This is a genomic window from Geomobilimonas luticola, from assembly GCF_018476905.1.
Taxonomy (GTDB): Bacteria; Desulfobacterota; Desulfuromonadia; order Geobacterales; family Geobacteraceae; genus Geomobilimonas; species Geomobilimonas luticola.
Map to the genome: position 1 here is coordinate 1 of NZ_JAHCVK010000017.1, position 22,312 is coordinate 22,312.

Below are 22,312 nucleotides of genomic sequence, written 5' to 3' on the forward strand. Positions count from 1 at the left end.
CAACATGTTTAAATAATTAATTAAATTAACAGCTTACTGAATCTGCTAGAGGCCTTCGAATCCCGTTTCCCGCTCCAATAAAACTCAATAAGTTCCAGCAGCTATAGCTGAACTTTTAAGACTGTCCCCGGTACCGTAACCATACGGTACCGGGGATTTGTTTTTTCGGAGCGAAATGAAATCCTGCATGTGTTCAGGATTGATGTAGTTGGAGGGGTTGTTGGACTATTCAGGAAGGAGTTTATGTTGCAGTTTGCCAGCACAATTTAAGGCAAAGGCTTGATTTCATAAGTTTGGGGCAAGTTCACCTCAATTTCTTCCCGATGCCCCAGACACACAGAGTTGTCAATAAAATAGAGGCGTTTGGGAACAATCTTAAACCAGCTGACTTTTGCCAATGCTTTGACAATCGCCGCCGGAGCCAGTGCCAGCTTGCCTACCACTGGAAACTTTTCCCCATAAATCCTCCGGGCTACCGCCTCTTCTGGTCCGGAAATTTCACTGACCACCCCTTCGATCTGTATCCCTTTGATTTCCCGCCAGTCAGCGTAATCCTCCTGGATAGTTACCGCGACCAATGGGTTTCTTGCAAAATTGAGACAATGTCTGCTATCAGGTGAAGACAGAAAGTAGAGAGTATACCCGTCGTTGGCATAGAATACCGCAGAAGCCCAAATGTCCGTGCCGACGCCTGTGGCCAGGTTGGCGACATTATGATCGCGCAGATAGTGCAACACTTGTCTCTGTGCAGGAGTGACGTTCTTCATGTGGTCATATGTTTGACGCGTAGGGATATGATAGAGAGTTCTGCATGTTGCCTCACAGGTATGAACGAGATACTAACATCTGGCGTTACGGTCTTCAAGCTGAATAACGGTAGTGCAACCTACGGACTGAAGCTATTTGCCAGGATGATCAGAAGCAGAAGTAATATGTGATATATTTAACGCAGTGTGCTGGTAACATGTATTTCCACGCCCAGGAGATAACAATGTCTGACATTAATGGCGTAATGATGCAGTATTTCCATTGGTACATCCCTGCAGACGGATCACTGTGGAATTTTGCCGCATCCAAGGCAACGGAACTTGCCGAAGCCGGCATCACGTCCCTCTGGCTTCCGCCTGCCTACAAGGGGATCGGAGGCGGCACCGATGTCGGTTACGGGGTGTATGATCTCTACGATCTGGGAGAGTTCGATCAGAAGGGCTCCATACGCACGAAATACGGGACGAAACAGGAGTATCTGGATGCAGTTGCCGCACTGAAAAAGGCGGGAGTGCAGGTCTACGCCGACGCAGTCCTTAACCATCGCATGGGAGCGGACAAAGCCGAACCGAGCCGCGCCACCCCTTTTGCCAAGGGGGATCGCATCAACCCCAAGGGTCCGCTGAGTGATATCACGTCCTGGACCCACTTCACCTTCCCGGGGAGAAAGGGGAAATACTCGGATTTCGAACTGCATTGGCGACACTTCGATGCAGTTGATTACGAGGCGAACAACCCGACCGATTACAACACCGTCTACCTCTTTGAAGGGAAGCAGTTCGACGACGAGGTCTCCCTGGAGTTCGGCAATTATGCCTTCCTGATGGGGTGCGACCTTGATTGCCAGAGCCAGGAAGTGAGGGATGAACTGATCCGCTGGGGGAAATGGTACCTGGATACCACGGGGGTCGCCGGATTCCGGCTCGATGCCATCAAGCATATCGCCGCCTGGTTTTTCCCCGAATGGCACGATGCCCTTGAAAAGCATGCCGGCAAAGAACTGTTCATGGTAGGGGAGTACTGGGCGAACAGCCTTCCCGCCCTGCACTGGTACATCAATGAAGTCGGCGGTCGTCTGACGGTGTTCGATGTCCCGCTGCACTTCAATTTTTACTCCGCCGGGAAACTTGGCCGCAGTTATGATCTGCGGTTCATTCTGGACAACACGCTGGTGAAGGAGCGCCCTACCCACGCCGTCACGTTCGTGGACAACCACGATTCCCAGCCTCTGCAGGCACTGGAATCGTGCATCGAACCCTGGTTCAAGCCTCTTGCCTACGCCATAACCCTTCTCCGGAAAGATGGCTACCCGTGCATGTTCTTCCCGGATTACTACGGCGCCGAGTACGATGACAAGGGCCGCGACGGGAACATGTACCACATAACCCTGCCGTCCCACCGCTTCCTGATCGACAAGTTTCTCCATGCCCGTCGACATTACGCCTACGGCCCCCAGTACGACTATTTTAATCACCCGAATACCGTCGGTTGGACCCGCCTGGGGGATGAAAACCATCCGGGAGGGATGGCGGTAGTGATGAGCAATGGCGATGATGGCTGGAAATGGATGGAGGTCGGACAACGGAACACCACCTACATCGACATCACCGGCCATGTAGCGACTCCTGTCGTGACCAATGGCGATGGATGGGGGGAGTTCAGATGTCCGGGGGGCAAGGTGTCTGTTTGGGTGCAACCGTCGCCTTCGGGATTTTAACAAGCGGAGCGACTGCTGCCAGCCAGGAAGAAAGGGAAATGATGCCAACAATAACCGTAATTGCAAGGCTCGTAGCCAGGAAGGATTCCATTGAAGCCGTAAAGTCCGAGTTGCTGAAGCTCATTGCGCCGACCAGGAACGAACAGGGGTGTATCGAGTACCTCCTCCATCAGGACAACGATGACCTCGCAGTCTTTGTCTTCTACGAGATATGGGAAAGCTTGGCCAGCCTGGAGAAGCACACACGCACCGATCATTACAGGGACTACGTCACTGCCGTCGATGGCATCATTGAAGCAAAGACCGTGCACAAAATGACCCGGGTCGCATAAGGCATCCATCGCTGCTAATGTATCTGACGGGGTCAGGCTGTCCGCCCGACCCCCTTTTTGTTGTTCTGTTTCTCTAAATGCACTACTATTAAACGGGAGCGTTGTCCGGGTTCCGGGAACATATTCTGCCGCGGGGCTGTCCTATCATATGAGTCATGAACAGGTTGTCACTATGGACGATGACGCCGCCCTGGTAGCGTCCTGGCGCAAAGGGGACATCTCATCCTTCGAAGCGCTGGTGAACAAGTACCAGAAGCGGATGCTCAACGTCGCCTTCAGGATCACGGGAAACTACGATGATGCCTGCGAGGTGGTGCAGGACGTCTTTGTCGCGGCCTTCCGGAAGATCGATTCCTTTCGCGGCGAATCCCGCTTCTCCACCTGGCTGACGAGCATCGTGGTCAACATGTCGCGCAACCGCTTCCAGCAGATCCAGACAAAGCGTATGCACGAACCGTTCTCTCTGGATGGGATTTCTGCCGACGATGATTGCCCGGTCCACGAACACCCCTCACACGCCCCATCCGCCCTGGAGCGTCTGGAGCGGCTCGATCTCCATGAGAAACTGCAGGGGTGCATCAAGACCCTTGCCGCCGAGTTTCGGGAGACCATCGTGCTGAGGGATCTGCAGGATTTTTCCTATGACGAGATCTGCACCATTCTCAAGATTCGGGAAGGGACGGTCAAGTCCCGGCTGTACAGGGCCAGGGAAATGGTGAAGGACTGCCTGAAACGGGCAGTGGGAGAGCTGTGATGGAGCACACTGAGATACGCCGCAGACTGTCCGACTATCTCGACAATGTCGTCAGCGCCAAGGAAAAGTCGGAAATAGAGGCGCACCTCGCAACGTGCGGGAACTGCCGCGGGGCGCTGGCAGACCTGGAACGTACGGTCGCGCACCTGAAAAGCCTTCCCGAGGTGGAACCGCCTCCCTGGATGACCGCGAAGATCATGGCACGGGTGAAAGGGGGTGTTGAGCCCAAGCCCGCTCTCTGGAAACGGCTCTTCTTCCCGCTCCATGTCAAGCTCCCCCTGGAAGCGGTCGCCATCGTCTTTCTCTGCATCACCGGCTACTACCTGGCCCGGACGACCGCCCCCCAGGTGCCCCTTACCGACACCCCGGCCATAATTCGGGAAGAAGCGCCGCAACTCCCCCCGGGTCCACCACCGAAACAGCAGCCTTCCGCCCCTCCGGTCGTTTCCCCGCCACCATCTGCGAAATCACCTGTCGCACCGGGAGCACCGGCAGTCGCGCCACCTCCTGTAACAGAAAGGGGGGGCTACGCTCCGCCACCCCCGACAGCGGCCCCTCTCCCGTCGCTGCAACCTGCTGCGCCTTCCCCCCCCGCGTACCCCGTACCAATGCCGGGCTCCGGTCAGGCTGCCCGGCGGTCGAAGGCGGAAGCACCACAGGCGGAGGCGATGAGGGATGCAGCACCCTTCCGGGAATCCGACATGATGGAGATGCGAAAAGGCGCCCGGGAAGAAATCAAGGCCTTTGAAGGGTTGAGACAGCCTGAAGAACGGGTTCCCGCGGCGGTCATGGAAAAGTCGGCGTCGCCGGCCCCATCGGCGAAATACCGGCAGGAACCAACGGGAGAGGGAAGAGAGAAAATTGAAATTACACTCCTGGTCGATGACCCCGCCGGTGCTGTCGGGGCGATCGAGGAAGCGGTCGTCCGTGCCCGCGGCAGGATCGTGCGCCGCACGTATGGCGCTACGGCCCATGAGCTCCTGGCGCGGTTCGAGGCCCGGGATATCCCGGCTCTTGTTGCCCGGCTGGAGCGTGTCGGTGTGCTCCGTAAGCCGCCGCAGCTCGCAGCACGGGATGGTGAAACGGTCGAGCTGCGTATCAGCTGGTGACCTGATCCCACTTAACAGACCTGAAGCAGCGCCATCTCACGTTTCCTGAAATTTATTGCCATTTGTCGGAACATTTTTAGTCTCTCCCCTGTCTAACCGTGCAAAGAGTCAATCACACGGGCAGGACAGGGAGGGACGTATGAGAACGATGGTGTTATTTCTGGTGTTCATGGGGTTTGCCGTCGGTGCCTGGGCGGATTCAATCGGCGATGCGGTTGAGGTGAGGATCAGGTCGGATAACGGGCGCGAACTCCCCCTGTATCCGGCAGCCGCGAGGGGGAACAACCATAAAGTCTATGCGGAGGCGATAAAGGGTGACCACTACAGCATCGTCGTGCGCAACCGGCTGGACCGGCGGGTCGGCATCGTGATTGCCGTGGATGGTCGCAACATCATCTCGGGGAAGAAGTCGTGGCTCGGCAACCGGGAGCGCATGTATATTCTCGAACCCTATGGCGTGGGAGAATTCAACGGGTGGCGTACGGGGGACGACCGGGTCAACCGTTTCTATTTCACCACCGCTGCCGACTCCTACGCCGCAGCTTTCAAAGACGAGTCGGCCATGGGGGTGATCGCCGTAGCCGTCTATCCTGAGATTCGCCGCTACGAGCCGCCGGTCGAGATATACCGGGGGAAATCGGGAGCTGCACCGGCGGCGGCACCAACCATGGAAAAGAGAGCCAAATCGGCTGACCGGATGGAGGAGAGCGCCGGGACCGGCTACGGCCGGGAGGAGTATTCTCCCGTACGTACGGTGGAGTTCGATCCGGAACCGGGTGCACGGGAGAAAATTTACATCCGCTACGAGTGGCGCGAAACCCTTTGCCGCAAGGGCATTATCGCCTGCGGCAGCTACCAGCAGCCGAGAAACCGGATGTGGGCCGATGACGGGTATGCACCCCCGCCGCCGTGGAGGCATTGAGGAGCGGGCTGCCTGAAAGCCCCGTTGGTCCTATGGCCAACGGGGCTTTTGTTGTCTTGGTCAAAATTCTCCAAGCCTGCTAGGATTGTCAGAAGCCGTATTGAAGTCCGATTGTCAGAAGTGAATCAGTACTCTTTGTACCTGCCGGCGGATTGTTGGAATAATCGAGAATGTCAGCCAATTTCATCGACCACCCTGAGCCGATTGCAGTCAGCAGTGCCGCTTCGTTGCGTAAACTGAAGTCACTCATGCTTTTCAGGCTCGGGTAAAGGACTAGTCGGTCGGTAAATACAAGCCAGTCGGTCAGCTTGTACCGGTAATTGGCTGCAAGACGAATGGTTAACCAGCTTTTGTCCTCTTGCACCTTATAATTTTCCGAAAAATATGCAATGCCGGCTTCAAGGGAGAGGGCTTTGATGGGATCATCCCATACTTGATATCCGGCGCCAGGACCGACTACCGCCCTCAAGTCGAGGTTCTTGAACGTATCATTCAGGAGTTCCACTGCAAGATATCCGTAAAATTTCTTGGTGAAGAAATAATCATATTGTAGAGCGCCAAAAATATTACGTGTCGTCATCGTGTGATTTTCATTGGCGATATTATAGAGAAAACGCATACTGAAGCGGTCCTGATCCCCCCGCCGCATAGCATCAGCCCCGAACGAAAGGCCGCTTCTGTCAGTATTGCCGGTCTGTAGGTTTCCGGAAAGATTTACATTGCCGTGCCATTTTTCTGAGGGTGGCGGATTGACTGCTGTCACGCTTTTCAAATCAATTCCTGATGTTATCCTGCCATTTCCTTCCTCAACGATAATGCGTCCGTCATCGCCGGTTCTGATTTTGCCTTTGATAATCTCGCCACTGGCAAGATGTAACTCCACTGGATTTTCGGTAAAGATTTTGCTGATGCTCCCTTTCTTGATCTTGATAGGTTCTGCGTAATCTGAAGTCAGTGTAAAGTACTCGCCGGAGAGTGCAGTTATAGTCCCAATTAAATGATTACCATTGTTGAGGATGATTTCATCTGCCTCTACCTTCTGAACTGCAAAGCACATAAGCATGATGGCAGCAAAAGATGCGACGATTATTGTTCTTGCCATATGTTTTTCCCCCTCCTTCTGTATTTTATTAATTATAATATATTTATTTTAGTAAAATGCAAGGGTCGCTCAAACCTGTGCAGAAGTGAGCAGGGGTAAGTCCTAATGCAGTTATGCAGCTTCAGATATATAGTATTTGAAGCTGTGGGTGCCATGATAAGTTTTGTCAAGGGGGAAACGAACCGCCAAGGTTGTGGCCATTTTTCTGTGCCCGGTGAGAACGATTAAAGAGGCACGAAGCCCACTGGATTTCTGATTTTCCACGCTTTGGATGAATTAAAACCCCGATAGCTTGCGAGGCTTCCGGGGTTTTCGTTGTCTTACGTCAGGGGAAGAAACGGAGGACCGGCAGGTCGCCTTCGATGGCGAGTGAGGCGCAGTATCCATCGGGAACAGGGATGTCGACAAGTTTCCAGCAAGCGGGTGCGTCGGGGGAGGTGCGGTGCCCGAGAAGGGCAGGGGGAGAGCCGGGGAGGAGGGAAACGTCGAAGGAGTCGGAGGGTTGGGTGAAGCCGGTGCCGCACCCCTTCAGGTAGGCTTCCTTCCGGGTCCAGCAGCGGTAGAAGGCGTCGAGTTGTTCCCCGTCGGGGAGGCTAAACAGCTCGTCCCGTTCATGGGGGGAAAAGTAGCGCCGGGCCATGTCCCGGTAGGGGAGATCATCCCGCCGCTGTTCCAGGTCGATCCCCACATCACAGCCGGCTGTCACGGCCAGGAGGCAGAGGCCGCCGCTGTGTGATACGTTGAACCGGAGCGGTCCGTTCCCTACCAGACGGGGTTTCCCCTGGTCCCCCGTTTCAAACCGGAGTGACGCGGGCTCTCTGCCCAGATACCTTGCGATGGTTTCACGCAGGAAGCCGCGCCCCGCGATGAAGTTTTCCCGGGCGCGCCGGTCGCGCAGGCGGTCTGCCCGTGCCAGCTCGTCCCGGGACAGCATGTTTTTGAAACGGGCCAAGCTGTCGTCATCAGTGGTGAGAGGGGAGAGCCAGACATGCACCTCTCCCGGCAGGACGGTAAGAGGGGAGGTCATGCCGTTTCCCCGGCAAGCCAGGTCCGGAGGCGTGCGAGCCCTTCGTCGATGGAAATGGCAGGATCGTACCCGAGAACCCGGCGTGCGGCGGTGATGTCGAACCAGTGGGCGGTGGCCATTTCCCGTGCTACGAAGCGGGTCATGGGGGGCTCTCCCGAAAGGCTGAAGAGAGACCAGAGCCCCTCGCAGAGCATGCCGGCCGCGTAGGCCACGGACGGCGGCACGTTTCCCGAAACCGGCGGCACGCCGGCAGCGGCGAGTATCCGGTTGACCATCTCCCAGAGAGGGATCGGCTCGCCGTTGGTGATGAAGTAGCAGTTGCCGGCGATGGTTGAGCCGGGAGCCAGCCGGTCTGCGGCGAGGAGGTGGGCGGCGGCGGCGTTGTCCACGTAAACCGTGTCCACGAGGCAGTCGCGCGTGCCGATCCGCCGCAGTTTCCCGGCACGCCCCTTTGCCACGATGCGGGGGACGAGGTGGTTGTCCCCCGGTCCCCAGATGAGGTGGGGGCGGAGGGAGACGGTGGCCAGGCCGGGACCGTTGGCCGCGATGACGAGACGTTCGGCCAGGGCCTTGGTGCGGGGGTAGTGGGCCTCGTAGTGAGAAGGGTAGGGAAGGGATTCGTCACCCCCCTCCACATCCGTGCCGTCGAAGACCACGCTGGGTGAGCCGGTAAAGACGAGCCTGTCGATACCATGGTGCCGGCAGGCGGCGATGATGTTCTCCGTGCCGGTGACGTTTGCCCGGTGGAACTCCGCGGTGCTCCCCCAGATGCCCGCTTTCGCCGCCACGTGAAAGATGATGTCGCATCCCTCGGCTGCCCGCAGCACCGCGTCCCGATCCCCGACGTCGCCCCGCACCTGTTCCACGCCAAGATGAGCTAGTGCCGGGTACTCCTGGCGCGAAAAACTCCGGACCGATTCACCCCGCTTCCGGAGGAGCCGGACGATCGTGCCGCCGAGGAAACCGCCACCGCCGGTTACCAGTGCTTTCATATGCGATACCCCATAACTATCAATGGTAGCAATGATGAACTGAATACAATTCAATGCGAATGGAACACGGAAGAAGCGGAAAAAACGGATGACTGTGGATTAAACATAATCGGGTTTTTGTATGAATCCGATTTGATCCGTTTTTTTCCGATGTTTCTGTGTCCATTACTGGTTTGTCTTAGGCTCATGCTCTATTATCTTGCTTACGATCAAGATGAAAGTTTGCTTGTTGCCCAGACGGCCAGTTTTTCCCGGAATATCTTGGCGTTGTGGCGGATGTCCACCGGAAAGGCCGGGTGGAAGAGAATGGTGGTGATGGGCTGGGTGTGGATGTGGGCGCTGCCGATGGCCAGAAGCTCCTTGCGGACCGTTTCCCGGTCAACCTTGATACCCTTTTCCAGTTCGACGCAGAGCACCGGTCGCTGGTCGCCTCTGTCTCCGACTCCCACCAGGGCGGTGCGGAAGACGGCGGGGTGGGTAGTGAATACCGCCTCGCAGGGTATGGTGTAGAAAGGTCCGTCGGCCGTTTGCAGCCGATGGGATTTCCTGCCGCAGAACCAGATACGGCCAGCCTCGTCGATTCCCCCCAGGTCTCCCATGCGGTGGAAGAAGCTGCCGGTGGCCGGGTCGGCGATCTTTGCCAGCCGGTCGGCTTCGGGACGATTGTAGTAGCTCCGGGTCACCTGATCACCCTGCACGATGATCTCGCCGATGGTCCCTGCCGCGACGCGGAGCGAGTCCTGCCAGACAGGGATGGGGTCGTCGCTGATCCGGATGATTTCGAGCCGAATTCCCTCCACGGGCCGACCGACGCAGATGCCGCCGCCGGCGTTGGTGATCTGCTGGGTCTCGGCAAGAATCTCCCTGCTGCCGATGGAGCAGACGGGGAGCGCCTCCGTGGCACCGTAGGGGGTGTAAAGCTCCGCCCCGGGGCCGAGGAGCCGGTAAAACCGTTCGAGGACCGCTGCCGGCACCGGGGCACCGGCGGAAATGACCCGCCGCAGGGTCGGGAGACTGATGCCACGTTCCGCACCGTACCGGCCGACCCGGTTGATAAGGGCGGGGGAGCCGAACATGGTGGTGACGCCATGGTCCTTGATGGTGGCTATGATCCGGCGGGGGTTGACCGACCCCGGCCGGGTGAAGTCCATCTGCGGAATGACGGCGGTCATGCCGAGGGCCGGAGCGAAGAGGGCGAAGAGGGGAAAGGTGGGGAGGTCGATCTCCCCCGGTTCGATGCCGTAGACGCGACGAAGCGCCTCCACCTGGGCGGCGAAATTGCCGTGGCTGTAGACTGCCCCCTTGGGGGGACCGGTGCTCCCGCTGGTGAAGAGAATGGCGGCCACGTCATCCTTTTCCGTCGGCGCCAGAGGGAAGGGAGTGTCCGTTTCATTCTGCCCGAGGAGCTCGGCAAGGGTCGTCCCTTCCCAGAACAGACGCCTTCCCACCGTGATGAAAATTCGGAGGGATTCCTTCCCCCAGCCGAAGAGACGCCGGGCGATGTGGGCCCGGGGGATGCCGATGAAGGCATGGGGTTCGGCCTCGGCGAGGCAGCTCTTCAGGTTTTTCACCCCCAGCCCCGGATCGATGAGGACCGGCACCGCCCCGACCTTGAACAGGGCGAAGGTGAGGGCGAAAAATTCCGGCCCCGGCGTCACCATGAGGGCGGTCCGGACGCCGCGGCCGATGCCGGTGCGGATGAGGCCGTGGGCGATCCGGTCGCTCAGGATATTCAGTTCCCGGAAGGTGAGACGGCGGTTCCTTTGGGGAAAGATGATGGCCGTGGTATCGGGTTGCCGGCGTGCCATGTCCGGCAGGTGGCCGGCTATGTTGACGAGGCTGGATGCGTTCACGGAGTGCCGGCCTTAACTGCGGTGGTGCGGTCGAGAAAGGCGGCGATGAGCGGCACGATCTCTTCTCCCGCATCTTCCAGGATGTAGTGGCCGCAATCGGCAAAGCTGTGGACTTCGGCTCCGGGGAAGCGCCGTTGCCACTCGGCAAGGAAATGGCGGTCGAAGACGAAGTCTTTTTCTCCCCAGCAGATGAGCATGGGGCGAGAGGTGAATTGTTCGAGCCCCCTCGCGACGCTGCTCACCAGCTCGTAGTTGCGGTCGCCCGGCGACAGGGGGATGTCCTGGACGAAGCGGAGTGTGGCGATCCTGTTCTGCCAGCTGTCGTAGGGGGACCGGTAGGCCCGGCGCAGGTCGGTCGGCATGGGGTTGCGCTTGCACCCCACGAAGGAGGCGGCGAGGCTGAAGGCGTTGAGGCCGCGCACGAGCAGGGCGCCTATCCACGTGTCGCGGCAGATTCTGAGGGCGAGAGGGAACGGTTTTTCCTTGGGGAGGTGGAAAGCCGCGGTATTGAGGATGACCAGCCGCCTGATCCGTTCGGGATGCCTGACGGCGTAGGCCATGCCGATCATCCCCCCCCAGTCGTGGAGGACGAGGGTGATGTTTTCCCGGATACCCAGATGGTCGAGGAGCCGCTCCAGGTCGTCCACCCGTCGGGAGAGGGTATAGTCGTAACGGTCGTCCCCCGGCTTGTCGGAAAGGCCGCACCCCATGTGGTCGGGGACGATGCAGCGGTAACGGTCACGCAGGGCGAGGACGAGGTTCCGGTAGTAGAAGGACCAGGAGGGGTTGCCGTGGACCATGACGACCGGATCGCCGCTCCCCTCGTCCAGGTAGTGGTAGTTAAGGCCGTCCAGGTCGAGACGGTGGCCGGTAAAGGGGTACTCTTTTGTGATGTCGATGTTCATGAAATTCGGGAACCCCTAGGAGTAAATCAAATCAAATAGACGGTCTGCCGGAATGGAGTGGCGAAATCTCGTCCGCTCCGGTCGAGGTCGCGCTGCGGACCAGCACCGGTTTCCTCTTTGCTGTCCTTGCTGGCTATCGGGACAGTGGCAGTTTTCGGGACAGCAGGCGGGTGTCCGCTTGCCGCACGACCTTTTCCCTCTACTCCCGAGACTCCGCCACTCCCGTCGTCACGCGCTCTCCTCTACCACTCCAACCCGAGCATCAGGCAGTTCAACCCGCTCCCTATACCGAGAAAGGCGACCCGGTTGCCGGGGGAGAGGATGTCCCGCTCTTCCGCGAGGGCGGCGGTGAGGGGAAGGGAGACCGTTCCCATGTTGCCGAGGAATTCGAAGGTAGTGAAGTCCTTATCGACGGGTATCCCCAGAGTCCGCAGAATGGTGCTCTGATGCGCCGAGCCGACCTGGTGGCAGATGACCCGGTCAACGTCTTCTGTGCTCCATCCTATCTCGGGAAGGAAGGCCTCCCAGGTCCGCCGACCGAGCTCGACGCCGTTGTTCATCACGTTAACCGCATCGGTGCGCATGGACTGGGCATATCCCCCCCGGCCGTCCGGGGCGATACCCCAGAGACAGAGACCGTGGTGCTCGGGTGCTGCTTGCGCCATCCCCCCGAGAAGTCGCCGGCCGGTCGCCGAGCCGAGGGAGCCGTCGGTGAGCAGGACCGCCACGGCTCCCGAGCCGCCGGTCAGGGTGGCGAGGGACGAGGCGAAGTGGTCCATGCTCCGTTTTTCGAGCATGTCGGCGATCATGATGTCGTTGATGTCCCGGGCGCTTTCGCAGGAGACGACGAGGCCGGCCCTGATCTGGCCAAGTTCAATACGGTTCGCCACGTCTATGATGCCGTTGAGAACGCCGAGGCAGGCGTTGGACAGGTCGTAGATCATGGTGTCTCCACCGATGCCGAGACCGGCAGCGACGCGGCAGGCGGTCGCCGGTTCGAACTGCTCCCGGCAGACGCCGGTGTAGACGAGTACGCCTATGTCGTCAACGGATATTCCCGTGGCAGCGAGGGCCTTTTTCCCGGCGGCGATCGCCCCGCGGGAAAGGGGATATCCCGGTTCCCACCAGCGCCGCTCCCGGATGCCGGTCAGCACCTGGAGCTGGCCCGGCGTGAACCTGAGCGCCTTGTAGAGCGGTTCAAGGCGTTTCTCCAGTTCGGCGGAGGTCACCACTACCGGCGCCAACTCGTAGCCGAGCGCCTCGATGTGTACGCGGGAATATCTCATGCTATCTGCTCCATCTGCAGCGTAAAGTCGTTCATCTGGTAGATCACCTTCCCGTCCACCGCCAGGAAGCCGTCGGCGGTAAGAATCCGCTCCCGTTCATCAACGGCGGTAATCCATGCGTGTACCGTTACCAGGCTGTTCGCCGGTACGATCTGTCCCCGGTAGAGCCAGCGGTGACGCCTTCCCGGGGCGACGGCGGCCAGGAGCGTTCCTTCCTGCCATCCCCACCGCTCTACGGCGGCAAACTTGATGAGCTGAAGGAACGATTCCAGGCCCAGGGAGCCGGGTGTCACCGGGTCCTCGTAGAAGTGGGCCTTGAAGAACCACTCGTCCGGATCTACCTCCTTGATACCCCGCAGGTAGCCGAGTCCTGCCGGACCACCGTCGGGCACATGAAGTTCGATCCGGTCGATCATCCGGAGCTGTCGCTCCGGGAAGGGGGGGGCGGGGGGGTAGGGAAGCGCTTTCCCCCGGGCCGTTTCGTCCGCCGACGGCGTGTAGATGACAGCGTCACGGATTCCCACCTGGTTGGCAAGGGCTTCGCGGGAGAAGAACCCGAACATGGTCTCCCCTTCGTAGAGGACTCCCTGCCGGTCCGCCACGGCGAAGTCATACTCCTGGATGATCATCCCGCCGCTGGTGGCGACTTTCTTCATGGTTGCCGTAGCGGTCAGGGTGCCGCTTTCCGGGGTTACCGGCCGGTGCTGCACAGCGCTTCCTCCCAGATTGCGGAAGGAGATGTCGGTGGGGGAGGTGAGGGCCGAACCGACGTAGGCAGCTAGCCAGCCGCACGGTTGGAGGGCGGCTTCCAGCAGGACGGCAAAGGGCATGCGGGGCTGGCGATCCGCCCCGAAATACCATGCATCGGTCGGTGCGTCGTACTGGGCCTCGGCCATGGCTCCGGCGACCATCTGCCACGGTTCCCCCCTGACGGCGGTGACCCGGTCCATGAACTGGAAGGGGGGGCCGGGAAGCCGGGCGATCTTTCGTTCGCTGTCGAATATCCGGTATGGCTCGCCGAACCCTTCGGACGGCTTACCGTTGCTGTAGGCGAGGATCTGTTCCTTGGTGTAGATGGCGGGTTTCTTCCCGTCTGATGTTGTTGAGATGCTGTGTCCAACGGTCTTGCTTGCAACATCCCTACGCCAGAGAGCGAGCAGCTTTTCCTTCGTCGTTCCCATCAGGCGCGCCGACATACCGCTGATCTCGACGATCGGCTTGCCGTCGGCATACATAAGGGCGTCACAGATGACGTACGGTTCCGGGCGATAGCCGATCTCGCGGAGCGTGACCTCGTACGTGACGAGCTTCGTAGTATCCAGTACCTGCCCGCGGCAACAGAGCTTGCTGGCTGCACCCGGCACCGGTTCCCAGATGGCGCCGTCGCCTTCCGCCACCCATCCCATACGCAGAAGGAAAATGCGGAGGGTATGCATGCAGCATTCGTACATGAGGGTGCCGGGCATGACCCGGTCGTCGACGAAATGACAGGTGAGAAACCAGTCGTCGGGGCGGATATCCGCCTCGGCGCGGATGAGGCCGATGCCGCACCGGCCACCTGCGGGGTTGATCTCCAGCACGCGGTGGACCAGACGCATCCGGCCGCCGGGGATGGTCAGGGGACGGGTCAGCGGCAGGCCGGCGAACAGCGGCCCGAAGCAACCGGCCAGGTCGCCCGCTCGGAGCCGGTCGATCTGCGCGGCGTCGTAGCTTTCCCGTGCCATCGGCACAAGGTCCTGCCAGTCAGCCGGGCGGATGCCGGTTGTGGGGCGCAGGTCGAGAGCCGGCCGCACGATCCCCTTGCCGGCATCCAGTTCTTCCTGGGTGAAGAAACCGGCGCAGCCGTCCCGCATGGTGAGCAGCGGCTGGCCGTTTACCGTCGCCTCGAAGAAGAAGCGGAACAGCCAGGTGTCCCCCTGCCGGAAGAAACGCTCGATCCGGATGTCGTAGTGGATGGTCTCCCCCGGACCGGGAAGCCCGCGGTGGAAGGTCACCACCGCGTCAAGGAGGCGGTAGACCGCCATTCCCTGGGTGATGAAGTCGATCCCCAGGTATCCGGAAAGGAAGAGGTCTGCCTGACCGGCTTCTACGGCGATACAGGTGGGTATCCGGTTGCCGTCCAGGTACCAGGCGTTGGGGTGGATGTCATGCTCGGTTACCACCCGTCCGTTGGTCATGGATTTCGGTTCTCCCTCCACCGTAACGATCCGGTCGACGAGCATGAGGGGTTCGTCGGGGAGCCGTACCCGGGTGGGAAAGCTGTCGGCTTCAGCGAAATCCGGGCCGAGCATTCGCCCCACGCTTCCCCGGGCGAATTCGAGACACATCTCCCGCGGAAAGGCAACATGTTGAGCCGGAGGTGGTGGTGCGTACAGCTGCGTTTCGGTCATGGCATAATCCGCCGTGGGCCCGGCGCCTTCAATAGCCTGCTGGACGGAGAGCTGGAACGCGATGGTGTCCGCCATGGTCCGGGCGAGTCCGTCGCTGAAGCTGAGGTACGCTTCGTGTGCCCTGGTGCGAGCCTCCTGGGCTGCGGCAAATTCCTTGAACACCGGTTCGACAACTGCATCCACCTGGAGCGGCGCGGGAAAGGACGTACTGGGAGCTGCCGAGGGGGCGGTCATGGGAGTAACCGGCTCGCGGGCAGGCGCTGTGTCCTCAGGCAGAGAAGCGACTGGCTGTGGCCGCTGGACGGGGAGGGGTGGCTGAAACGGCGCACCTCCTGTCCGGACGTGAATGAGGTGATCCGGTCGCGATGTCCGAACCTGCAACGGCTGGATCGCATAGAGGGGGGCGAGGTCCAGCGGCACCCGTTCGGCTGCCAGGTTACCCAGAAGGCGCAGGACGGACGATACCGTGTCCTGGCCTGAAAAACAGGCTGAGCGGGCAAGGTGGGGGCGCCCTTCGAGGATGCGGTCGATCATCCGGCTGCAGGAGCCTCCCGGTCCCATTTCGAGGAATATCCGCAAACCGCTGTCGTAGGCAGACTCGATGACGGCGGGATAATCGACCCCCTCGAGAGCCTGGGCGAGGATGGAGTCGGCTGCGCTCTCCCGGTTTACGTCGTAGGCCCGTCCCTTCGCCCCGCTGTAGAAGGCAATCCCTCGTGGTGCTGCGGTCGGGAAAAGATGCAGGTCCCGGTAGGGGGCTGCCACCTCGCGTGCCACCTCGCAGTGGACCGTGGTAACCCCCTGCAGGGGGAAGAACCGGCAGCCGAGCATGGCAACGAGCCGCTTGACCCCCTTGGCATCGCCGCCGATGACACATTCATCGGGGGTATTGACGATGAGAAGGTAGACGTGTGCCGTGGAGCGCAGGGCCTGACGGACTTCGCGGGCAGTGGCCTCCACGACGCCGATGCTCCAGTCTACGGCGGTTCCCTCTTTCAACTTCCAGGTCCGCTGGGCAGCCCGGCACTCGCCGGCAAGATCGCGGGTGAAGAGGGTCGATGCCTGCATCCGCGACAGCATGCCGTCCCGGTCCCGCCAGGCGCCCATGGCAAACAGCGCGGCCGATTCTCCCAGGCTGTAGCCGATGGCCGCGGACGGTTGAACGCCGAAGCTGCGGACGACATCGCTGACCGCACAGCCAGTGGCCACCTGACCGAAGATGACGGCCCGGTGATCGTCTATCTCTGTCGGGAGCGGCCCGTTCCAGAAGAGTTCCGGCTGGAACTGGCTCCGAAGGTTAAGGTTTTCCCGGTCTTGACGCCGGAATATCTCGGGCCAGCGGGCGGAGAGTTCCAGGGCCATGCCGTGGTAATGGTTCCCCGAGCCGGGAAAGACGAAGGCGATCTTTGCGTCGCTCCCCAAGGGGGTCGGCGAATAAAACAACCGGTCGCGGAGCAGGGGGGAGAGGGTGGAAACGATGCTGCCGGAAGCGAGGGTCTGGTTCCCCTGGTGGATGAGTGCGGTGAGTTCCTCCCGGTTTCGGGCGACCAGGGACAGGGCGAGCGCACCGGATGGAGCGGTGACTTCACGGCTGTGCCATTCACGAGCCAGGGCAGGAGTGTTTGTCTTGTTTTCCCGTATGTTGCGTGATAACTGCTCAAGTTTTTGTTTAATTATTTCCGGGGTGTCTCCACTCAGGGTAAAGAGGAATTCGGTTTCCCGGGAGACGGGGGTGATACGGTCCGGTTCGGCGTTGTCGGTGCTGGTATCCCATCCCTCGAGCACGACGTGGCAACAGGTGCCGTCAACACCGAAGACGCTGATGCCGGCACGTCGTGGTCCGTCGCTTCGGTTGCGGAGCCAGTAGCGCGGGGTGGGGGGAAGATAGAATGGTCCGCTGCCGACAAGGCCTGGAAGGGGGGTCTCCACGCCGCGGCAAGGAGGGATGATCTCCTGGTGCAGGGCGAGGCATCCCCGGATGAAGGAGGCGAAACCGGAGGCTGCTCCGGTCTGGCCGATGTCGCCCGCCACGCTGGCGAGTGCGCAGGAACGTTGGGGAAGATCCAGTTCTCCGAAGAATCCCTCCAGCGCTTGGGCTTCCATCCGGTCCTCGACAGGGTTGCCGCTGCCATGGGTTTCCAGCAGGCCGACCGTAGACGGCGCCACGCCCGCATCGGCATAAGCGCGCTCCAGGGCATGCCGGTAGGTGGTCACGTCGGGCATCACCGTAGCGCCGCCGGATGCTCCAAGCCCGCAAATAACTGCGTAGATGCGGTCTCCGTCACGTTCGGCGTCTTCAAGCCTTTTGAGAACAACCGCTGCCGCGCCTTCGCCGATGATACCGCCATCGGCATGGGCGTCGAAGGGGAGTCCACGGCCGGAGGGGGAGCAGGGTCGAACCTCGTGCTGGCCGAGGACCGCCCTCAGGTCACCGGCCAGATCGACGGCGCCAACGAGCGCCCGGTCGATTTCCCCGGCCTGGAGAAGACGGGTGGCGGCCTCCAGTGCCCGGATACCGGAATTTTCTTCGCTGGACAGGGTGAAGCTGGGGCCGCCTACCCTGAATTCCCGGGCGATACGGCTGGCGACCACGCTCCCGAGGGCACCCATGGTCCTGTTGGCGGTAAGTGGCGGTCCGGCGGCGTTGCGGAGCGACGCGGTCCATTCCGCCGCTTCATCGGGAAGAAGGTCGTGCCCCAGTTCTTTGCCCCATGTCGTTGCCCGTTCGGCGAGAGACCAGCGGAAGCTGAAGTTGGTCGAGTTGAGGTCGAGGGCGATGCCGATGAAGACCCCGGCGCGGAGGTTGTCCTCCCGGCTCATACCGGCATCGGTCAGCGCTCCCGCGGCTGCGTTGAGCATGAGAAGCTGCTGGGGAAGCATCTCCTCGATCTCCCGTGGCGGTATCCGGAACTGTTCGGCGGCAACAGCCACGTCATCCAGAAAGTAGCCGTTGAACGGGGTCCGGTCGTAACCTTCCTCACGGAACCAGGCGCTCTCTTCGGCCCCCCACCATCTGCGGGAGGGTGCTGTCGGCATCGTGTCCGGATCGCCGCCGAGGACCCGCTCCTGGAAAGCACGGAGTGACTGCCAGGGGCCGAAACGCGCATCCATGCCGACAACGGCTATGCGGGGGCGTTGTGGTGATGCGGGGGAAACCGGGGTGCAAAGGGACGCTTCCATCCCGGGAAGCCACTCCTCCACGAGCAGGTGGGCGTTGATGCCGCCGAAGCCGAATGCGCTAACCGCCGCCCGCCGGGGGATGCCGTCGCCTCGCCGGTGCCAGGGGGTGCTGTCGGTCAGAACGCGAAACGGGGAGTTTTCAAGGTCCATTGCCGGCTGGGGTGATGTGAAGCCGGCGGTGGGGGGAAGCGTTTCCTCTGCCATGGCGAGAAGGACCTTGGTCAGTGCGGCTGCGCCCGCGGCGGTGAGGAGGTGGCCGATGTTGGACTTGACCGAGCCGATGACGCAACGTCCATCCCCTGGCGGTATTTCGCCCCAGAGTTCCCGGAGGCTGGCTACTTCGGTGGCATCGCCGACAGGCGTCCCGGTGGCATGGCACTCGATAAGATCCACGTCGCCGGGGTTCCATCCTGCCTGTGCATAGGCGGCACGCATGGCGCGCAGCTGCCCTTCGGACATGGGGGCTAGCAGGCTTCCCCCCACATCGTTGGCAAGGCCGATCCCCCGGATTACCCCGTAGATCCTGTCGCCGTGAGCCAGGGCGTCCTCGGTCCTCTTGAGCAGGAACAGGCCGGCACCTTCGCCGACCACGAGGCCATCGCCGGCGGCATCGAAAGGGGAACAGATGCCCCGCTTGGAAAGGGCGCGGAGCTGGGAAAAACCCATCTGGGTATAGAGGGGGTCGGGGCGGGAGAGCCCGCCGGTCAGCATGGCGTCGGCACGGCCGGCAAGGAGTTCGTCGGCGGCGAGCTTGATGGCGTACAGAGAGGAAGCGCAGGCGGCATCGAGGGTACAGCTGCCGCCACCAAGACCGAGGGCGTGGGAGAGGATGCCGGCGGGAAGGCCGGCGACGTAGCGATTCAGGGGTTCGGTCTGTGCCGGGTCAAGGGACCTGCCGAGAAGTTTCTCCTCGAACGTCCTCCCCAGCCACTGGCGGGTCAGGGCGGCGGATTTCTCGCTCGGCAGGGCCAGGTTGCCGATGATGACACCAACACGGGAACGGTCGAGACGTTCCGTGATGCCGTCGTCGAACGCCCGCTTTCCCGCATGGAGCAGGAGATGGAACAGGGGGTCAAGGCCGGCCAGAAGTTCCCGGTCGATGGAGAGGCCGTCCAGCTCCGACGAAGGGGGGAGCGCGTCTATGAAACAGCCGCGGCGCGAATATACGCGGTCCGGCGCTCCCACGTCCTCACCAAAGGCGGCCTCAGGAGAAAGCAGCCACCTTCCGTGGGGGACGTCCCGTGCAGCGCTGCGACTGGTGCGGATATTGTTCCAAAAACGTTCGAGATCCGGTGCATCGGGAAAGATGCCGCCAATCCCGACGATCGCCACTGATGGAGCATGCTGCATAGGTCAGGCGGCTCCCCGTTCCACGCTGCCCGCCTGCGACAGCTGGTTGCGCTGGAACGCGCGCTCCAGCGAGGGGTCGATGACGCATTCATATCCTTCCAGCCGTGCGACCAGTTTTCCCGTGTGGCGATCCAGAAACTCCATGTCGGCAGTGGCGCCGTGTTCGCGCTCTGCGGTCACGCGGATGACCACCTGGACCCCTTCTTCGGGAAAGGATTCCTGGAACTGCCGGTAGCGGCCGGCAAAGCAGGGGAGTGAACCGGCGCCGAACCGCTCGAAGCTCCAGAGGATCATGAGCTGGAATGCGCTGTCGATGACCAGAGGATCGGTGAGCCAGGCGCTCCGGAGCGGGTGTTTCATCCAGCTTGTGGGGGGAGGGGCGATCTTTACGGCAGCGGCGATCCCCTTGGGCGAGCAGCCGTCGACCTGCTCGATGCCGTGCAGGTCGGGACCGTGGAACAGTCGTTCCCGGTCGTACAGTTTGCCGTTATGAAGTGCGTAGGGGGTCGTGGGGAGTTCGATGATGGACCTGATCCCCTCGGGGAGCCGTGTCGCCAGGACTATCTCGGCCCGTGCATTGAGGATAGTCTGCCCGTTCCTGCCCGTGCTGTGGAGTTCGACCGGTACGAGATAGAACGATTCACGTTTTTCGGCGCGCCCCGCCATGAGCTGGATGGTGCAGGGGGTCGACTGGTCGAAGACAACCCCTTTGCAGATGCGCAGGTCGTTGAACCCGTGGAAACGGAAACCCGGATTGCCGTGGAGTGCACCGTGGGCAAGCCATTCCACGATCACCGCCATGGGAAGGACGGCCTTACCGTCGAGGACATGGGAGCGGAGGAAGGGGTAGTCCTTCACGGTCAGGGTCAGGGTCAGCGCTTCGGTGAGGCCCTTCGAACGTACTGCGGGCTGGGCCGCTGCAGGCTCACCTGGAGCGGCAGCAAGGGCGACCACTTCGACCGGGCTGTCCGTTGCGGCGATTTCCCTGACAAGGAAATCGCCCCCCTCCGCCAGGCCGATGAGACCAATCCCCTCGCCGGCAAAGACCTTTTTGAGGGCCGGCGTTACCATGCCGCCGTCCCACGGGCCCCAGTTGATGCTCACCGTCCGGCAGGCCGGGCGGCGCCGCATTTCCACCTGGGCGAGCTTGTTGAGGACTTCGTTGGCGACCGCATAGTCCACCTGGCCGGTCCTGCCAAAGCGGCCGGTGGTCGAGGAGAAGAGGGCAATGAACCGGAGGCTGTCATCCCGGGTGGCGGCCAGAAGCGCCCGGAGCCCGTCTACTTTGGTGCCGTAGACGGCAGTGAACTGTTCCCGCGACTTGTCGGCAATGAGACGGTCGGCCAGGACCCCTGCGCCATGGACGATCCCCCTGACCGGCCCGTATTCCTGGCGGAGTTCCTCCACAACGGCCCCGACTGCCGCTCCGTCACGGATATCCACGGACCGGTAGAGTGCGTGCCCACCTGCCGCTGCGATTCTCGCCATGGTTGCGGAGAGCTCGCGACCGGCAATTACCGCCTGGAAGCGTTCCTCGATCTCCCGCGGGTGGAGTTTTCCACCTGCCTGCTCAAGAATGGCGCGCTTGATGCGCGGCTCTTCCGTGAGATTCTGGAGCCACTCGGGCTCAGTCGACGGTGCTGCGCTTCTCCCCAGGATGAGGAGAACAGGTTGCCATGCTTCAGCGAGAGCGACTGCTGCCGCTGCTGTCACACCACGTCCGCCGCCGGTGACGACGATCATGTCTCCCTTGGCGACGGGTATGGCCGCCGGAACCGGAGCTGCCGGCAATTCGGCAAGGGCGAGCGATAAACGACCTTCGGGTGTGAGCCCCACCTCCACCGGTCCGGACAGGAAAAGCTCGTCGGCAACGGCGCGAGCCACACGCGAAGGATCGGCGAACGGGCCCAGGTCGATGGCCTTGCAGGCAACCTCCGGCCATTCGTGGCCGGCCGTTTTGGCAAGCCCGGCAAGCCCTCCGGAGAGCGGGTCTGTGAGTTGCCTTTCCGGAGCGCACCCGAATGCTCCATCGAGACGTGAAATGGTCGCGAAGAGGGCGCCTCCGGCTGTCCCCGCCTGGCGCAGGGCCGGTGCGGCTTCTTGGAGAAGGAGAAACGCCTCTTCAAGGAACAGGTCATCGGTTCCCAGAAGCGGTGCGATTATGACAAGCCCCGTCAGGGTGGCGGGAGAGTGGTGGGGTTGCTCGTGGTGAGAGATCAGGCGAGACGTGAAACCGCGATCGTTAAGTATGGTGCAGAGCTCCGCTGCAAGGGGGGAACCGTCGTCGGTAACCCAGAATTCGCCGCCGGTCGCCACGGACAGGGCGGGACCCTCAGTGTCAAGAGAGACCGGGACAATGGTGCTTCGTCCGATGGGGGGAGCCGGAATGGCCGGTTTCGCACTCTCTGCCGGTGCGGCAGGTTCCGCGTCGACAACGGGGACGGAAACAGGTTCGGTCTGTGGTGCGGCACCGGCGCCCAGGTGACGGGCGATCTCACCGAGGGTGCGGAGGGTCCCGAGGTGTTCGGGCCCGATGGCCGGCGAGCCGGGGAGGCGCTCCTGGAGAGTGGAAAGAATCTCGACCCGCTTGATGGAATCGATCCCCAGATCCGCGTCCATACCCAT

At 61.3% G+C, this 22,312-nt stretch carries 14 protein-coding genes; 5 read left to right on the forward strand and 9 right to left on the reverse strand.

The features are described from left to right. Positions 1–266: 266 nt before the first annotated feature. Positions 267–767: a pyridoxamine 5'-phosphate oxidase family protein gene (locus tag KI810_RS16870; protein WP_214176743.1), complete on the reverse strand. Its 501-nt coding sequence runs from the start codon at positions 765–767 to the stop codon at positions 267–269. Between the two features lie 224 nt (positions 768–991). Here KI810_RS16870 and KI810_RS16875 point away from each other — a divergent pair, with 224 nt between their 5' ends. From KI810_RS16875 to KI810_RS16895, 5 genes are all read left to right on the forward strand, one after another. Continuing rightward, positions 992–2,485 carry an alpha-amylase gene (locus KI810_RS16875; RefSeq protein ID WP_214176744.1) on the forward strand — a complete coding sequence of 498 codons (1,494 nt, stop codon included), beginning with the start codon at positions 992–994 and terminating at the stop codon, positions 2,483–2,485. Next, positions 2,455–2,817, forward strand: coding sequence for a putative quinol monooxygenase (locus KI810_RS16880; protein ID WP_246525797.1), 363 nt, complete (start codon positions 2,455–2,457; stop codon positions 2,815–2,817). Before KI810_RS16875 ends, KI810_RS16880 begins: the two co-directional genes overlap by 31 nt. A 172-nt stretch (positions 2,818–2,989) precedes the next feature. Beyond that, complete coding sequence (locus KI810_RS16885) at positions 2,990–3,571, forward strand: RNA polymerase sigma factor (protein WP_214176745.1); 582 nt, start codon at positions 2,990–2,992, stop codon at positions 3,569–3,571. Then, on the forward strand, positions 3,571–4,680 hold the full coding sequence (locus KI810_RS16890; protein ID WP_214176746.1) for a DUF2275 domain-containing protein: 1,110 nt from the start codon (positions 3,571–3,573) through the stop codon (positions 4,678–4,680). The genes KI810_RS16885 and KI810_RS16890 overlap by 1 nt, the downstream gene beginning before the upstream one ends. Before the next feature lie 139 nt (positions 4,681–4,819). Then, on the forward strand, positions 4,820–5,602 hold the full coding sequence (locus KI810_RS16895; protein WP_214176747.1) for a hypothetical protein: 783 nt from the start codon (positions 4,820–4,822) through the stop codon (positions 5,600–5,602). An 88-nt stretch (positions 5,603–5,690) separates the two neighbouring features. Here KI810_RS16895 and KI810_RS16900 read toward each other — a convergent pair whose 3' ends face one another. The 8 genes from KI810_RS16900 to KI810_RS16935 all read right to left on the reverse strand — a co-directional run. Next, positions 5,691–6,704, reverse strand: a complete 1,014-nt coding sequence (locus KI810_RS16900) for a DUF481 domain-containing protein (protein ID WP_214176748.1) — start codon at positions 6,702–6,704, stop codon at positions 5,691–5,693. A gap of 325 nt (positions 6,705–7,029) precedes the next feature. Further along, a complete protein-coding gene (locus KI810_RS16905) occupies positions 7,030–7,731 on the reverse strand; it encodes a 4'-phosphopantetheinyl transferase family protein (protein WP_214176749.1) in 702 nt (233 codons plus the stop codon). Continuing rightward, entirely contained in the window at positions 7,728–8,723 is a 996-nt protein-coding gene (locus KI810_RS16910) for an NAD-dependent epimerase/dehydratase family protein (protein ID WP_214176750.1), read from the reverse strand. Before KI810_RS16910 ends, KI810_RS16905 begins: the two co-directional genes overlap by 4 nt. Before the next feature lie 209 nt (positions 8,724–8,932). Beyond that, complete coding sequence (locus KI810_RS16915; RefSeq protein WP_214176751.1) at positions 8,933–10,576, reverse strand: fatty acid CoA ligase family protein; 1,644 nt, start codon at positions 10,574–10,576, stop codon at positions 8,933–8,935. Beyond that, complete coding sequence (locus KI810_RS16920) at positions 10,573–11,481, reverse strand: alpha/beta fold hydrolase (protein WP_214176752.1); 909 nt, start codon at positions 11,479–11,481, stop codon at positions 10,573–10,575. The genes KI810_RS16915 and KI810_RS16920 overlap by 4 nt, the downstream gene beginning before the upstream one ends. A gap of 242 nt (positions 11,482–11,723) precedes the next feature. Further along, the gene (locus KI810_RS16925; protein WP_214176753.1) at positions 11,724–12,767 is read right to left on the reverse strand and encodes a 3-oxoacyl-ACP synthase III; all 1,044 of its coding nucleotides are present in this window, start codon (positions 12,765–12,767) and stop codon (positions 11,724–11,726) included. Next, positions 12,764–19,687 (reverse strand): type I polyketide synthase, encoded by a 6,924-nt coding sequence (locus KI810_RS16930; protein WP_214176754.1) that lies wholly within the window; start codon positions 19,685–19,687, stop codon positions 12,764–12,766. Before KI810_RS16930 ends, KI810_RS16925 begins: the two co-directional genes overlap by 4 nt. Before the next feature lie 3 nt (positions 19,688–19,690). Then, positions 19,691–22,312, reverse strand: a 2,622-nt coding sequence (locus KI810_RS16935; protein ID WP_214176755.1) for an SDR family NAD(P)-dependent oxidoreductase, incomplete at its 5' end; no start/stop codon positions are given.

What these genes read in the sequence shown, in the direction of transcription:
- KI810_RS16875 (WP_214176744.1), top strand. Translation starts at nt 992, where the DNA reads ATGTCTGACATTAATGGCGTAATGATGCAGTATTTCCATTGGTACATC.
- KI810_RS16900 (WP_214176748.1), bottom strand. Translation starts at nt 6,704, where the DNA reads ATGGCAAGAACAATAATCGTCGCATCTTTTGCTGCCATCATGCTTATG.
- KI810_RS16885 (WP_214176745.1), top strand. Translation starts at nt 2,990, where the DNA reads ATGGACGATGACGCCGCCCTGGTAGCGTCCTGGCGCAAAGGGGACATC.
- KI810_RS16925 (WP_214176753.1), bottom strand. Translation starts at nt 12,767, where the DNA reads ATGAGATATTCCCGCGTACACATCGAGGCGCTCGGCTACGAGTTGGCG.
- KI810_RS16905 (WP_214176749.1), bottom strand. Translation starts at nt 7,731, where the DNA reads ATGACCTCCCCTCTTACCGTCCTGCCGGGAGAGGTGCATGTCTGGCTC.
- KI810_RS16920 (WP_214176752.1), bottom strand. Translation starts at nt 11,481, where the DNA reads ATGAACATCGACATCACAAAAGAGTACCCCTTTACCGGCCACCGTCTC.
- KI810_RS16890 (WP_214176746.1), top strand. Translation starts at nt 3,571, where the DNA reads ATGGAGCACACTGAGATACGCCGCAGACTGTCCGACTATCTCGACAAT.
- KI810_RS16930 (WP_214176754.1), bottom strand. Translation starts at nt 19,687, where the DNA reads ATGCAGCATGCTCCATCAGTGGCGATCGTCGGGATTGGCGGCATCTTT.
- KI810_RS16910 (WP_214176750.1), bottom strand. Translation starts at nt 8,723, where the DNA reads ATGAAAGCACTGGTAACCGGCGGTGGCGGTTTCCTCGGCGGCACGATC.
- KI810_RS16870 (WP_214176743.1), bottom strand. Translation starts at nt 767, where the DNA reads ATGAAGAACGTCACTCCTGCACAGAGACAAGTGTTGCACTATCTGCGC.
- KI810_RS16895 (WP_214176747.1), top strand. Translation starts at nt 4,820, where the DNA reads ATGAGAACGATGGTGTTATTTCTGGTGTTCATGGGGTTTGCCGTCGGT.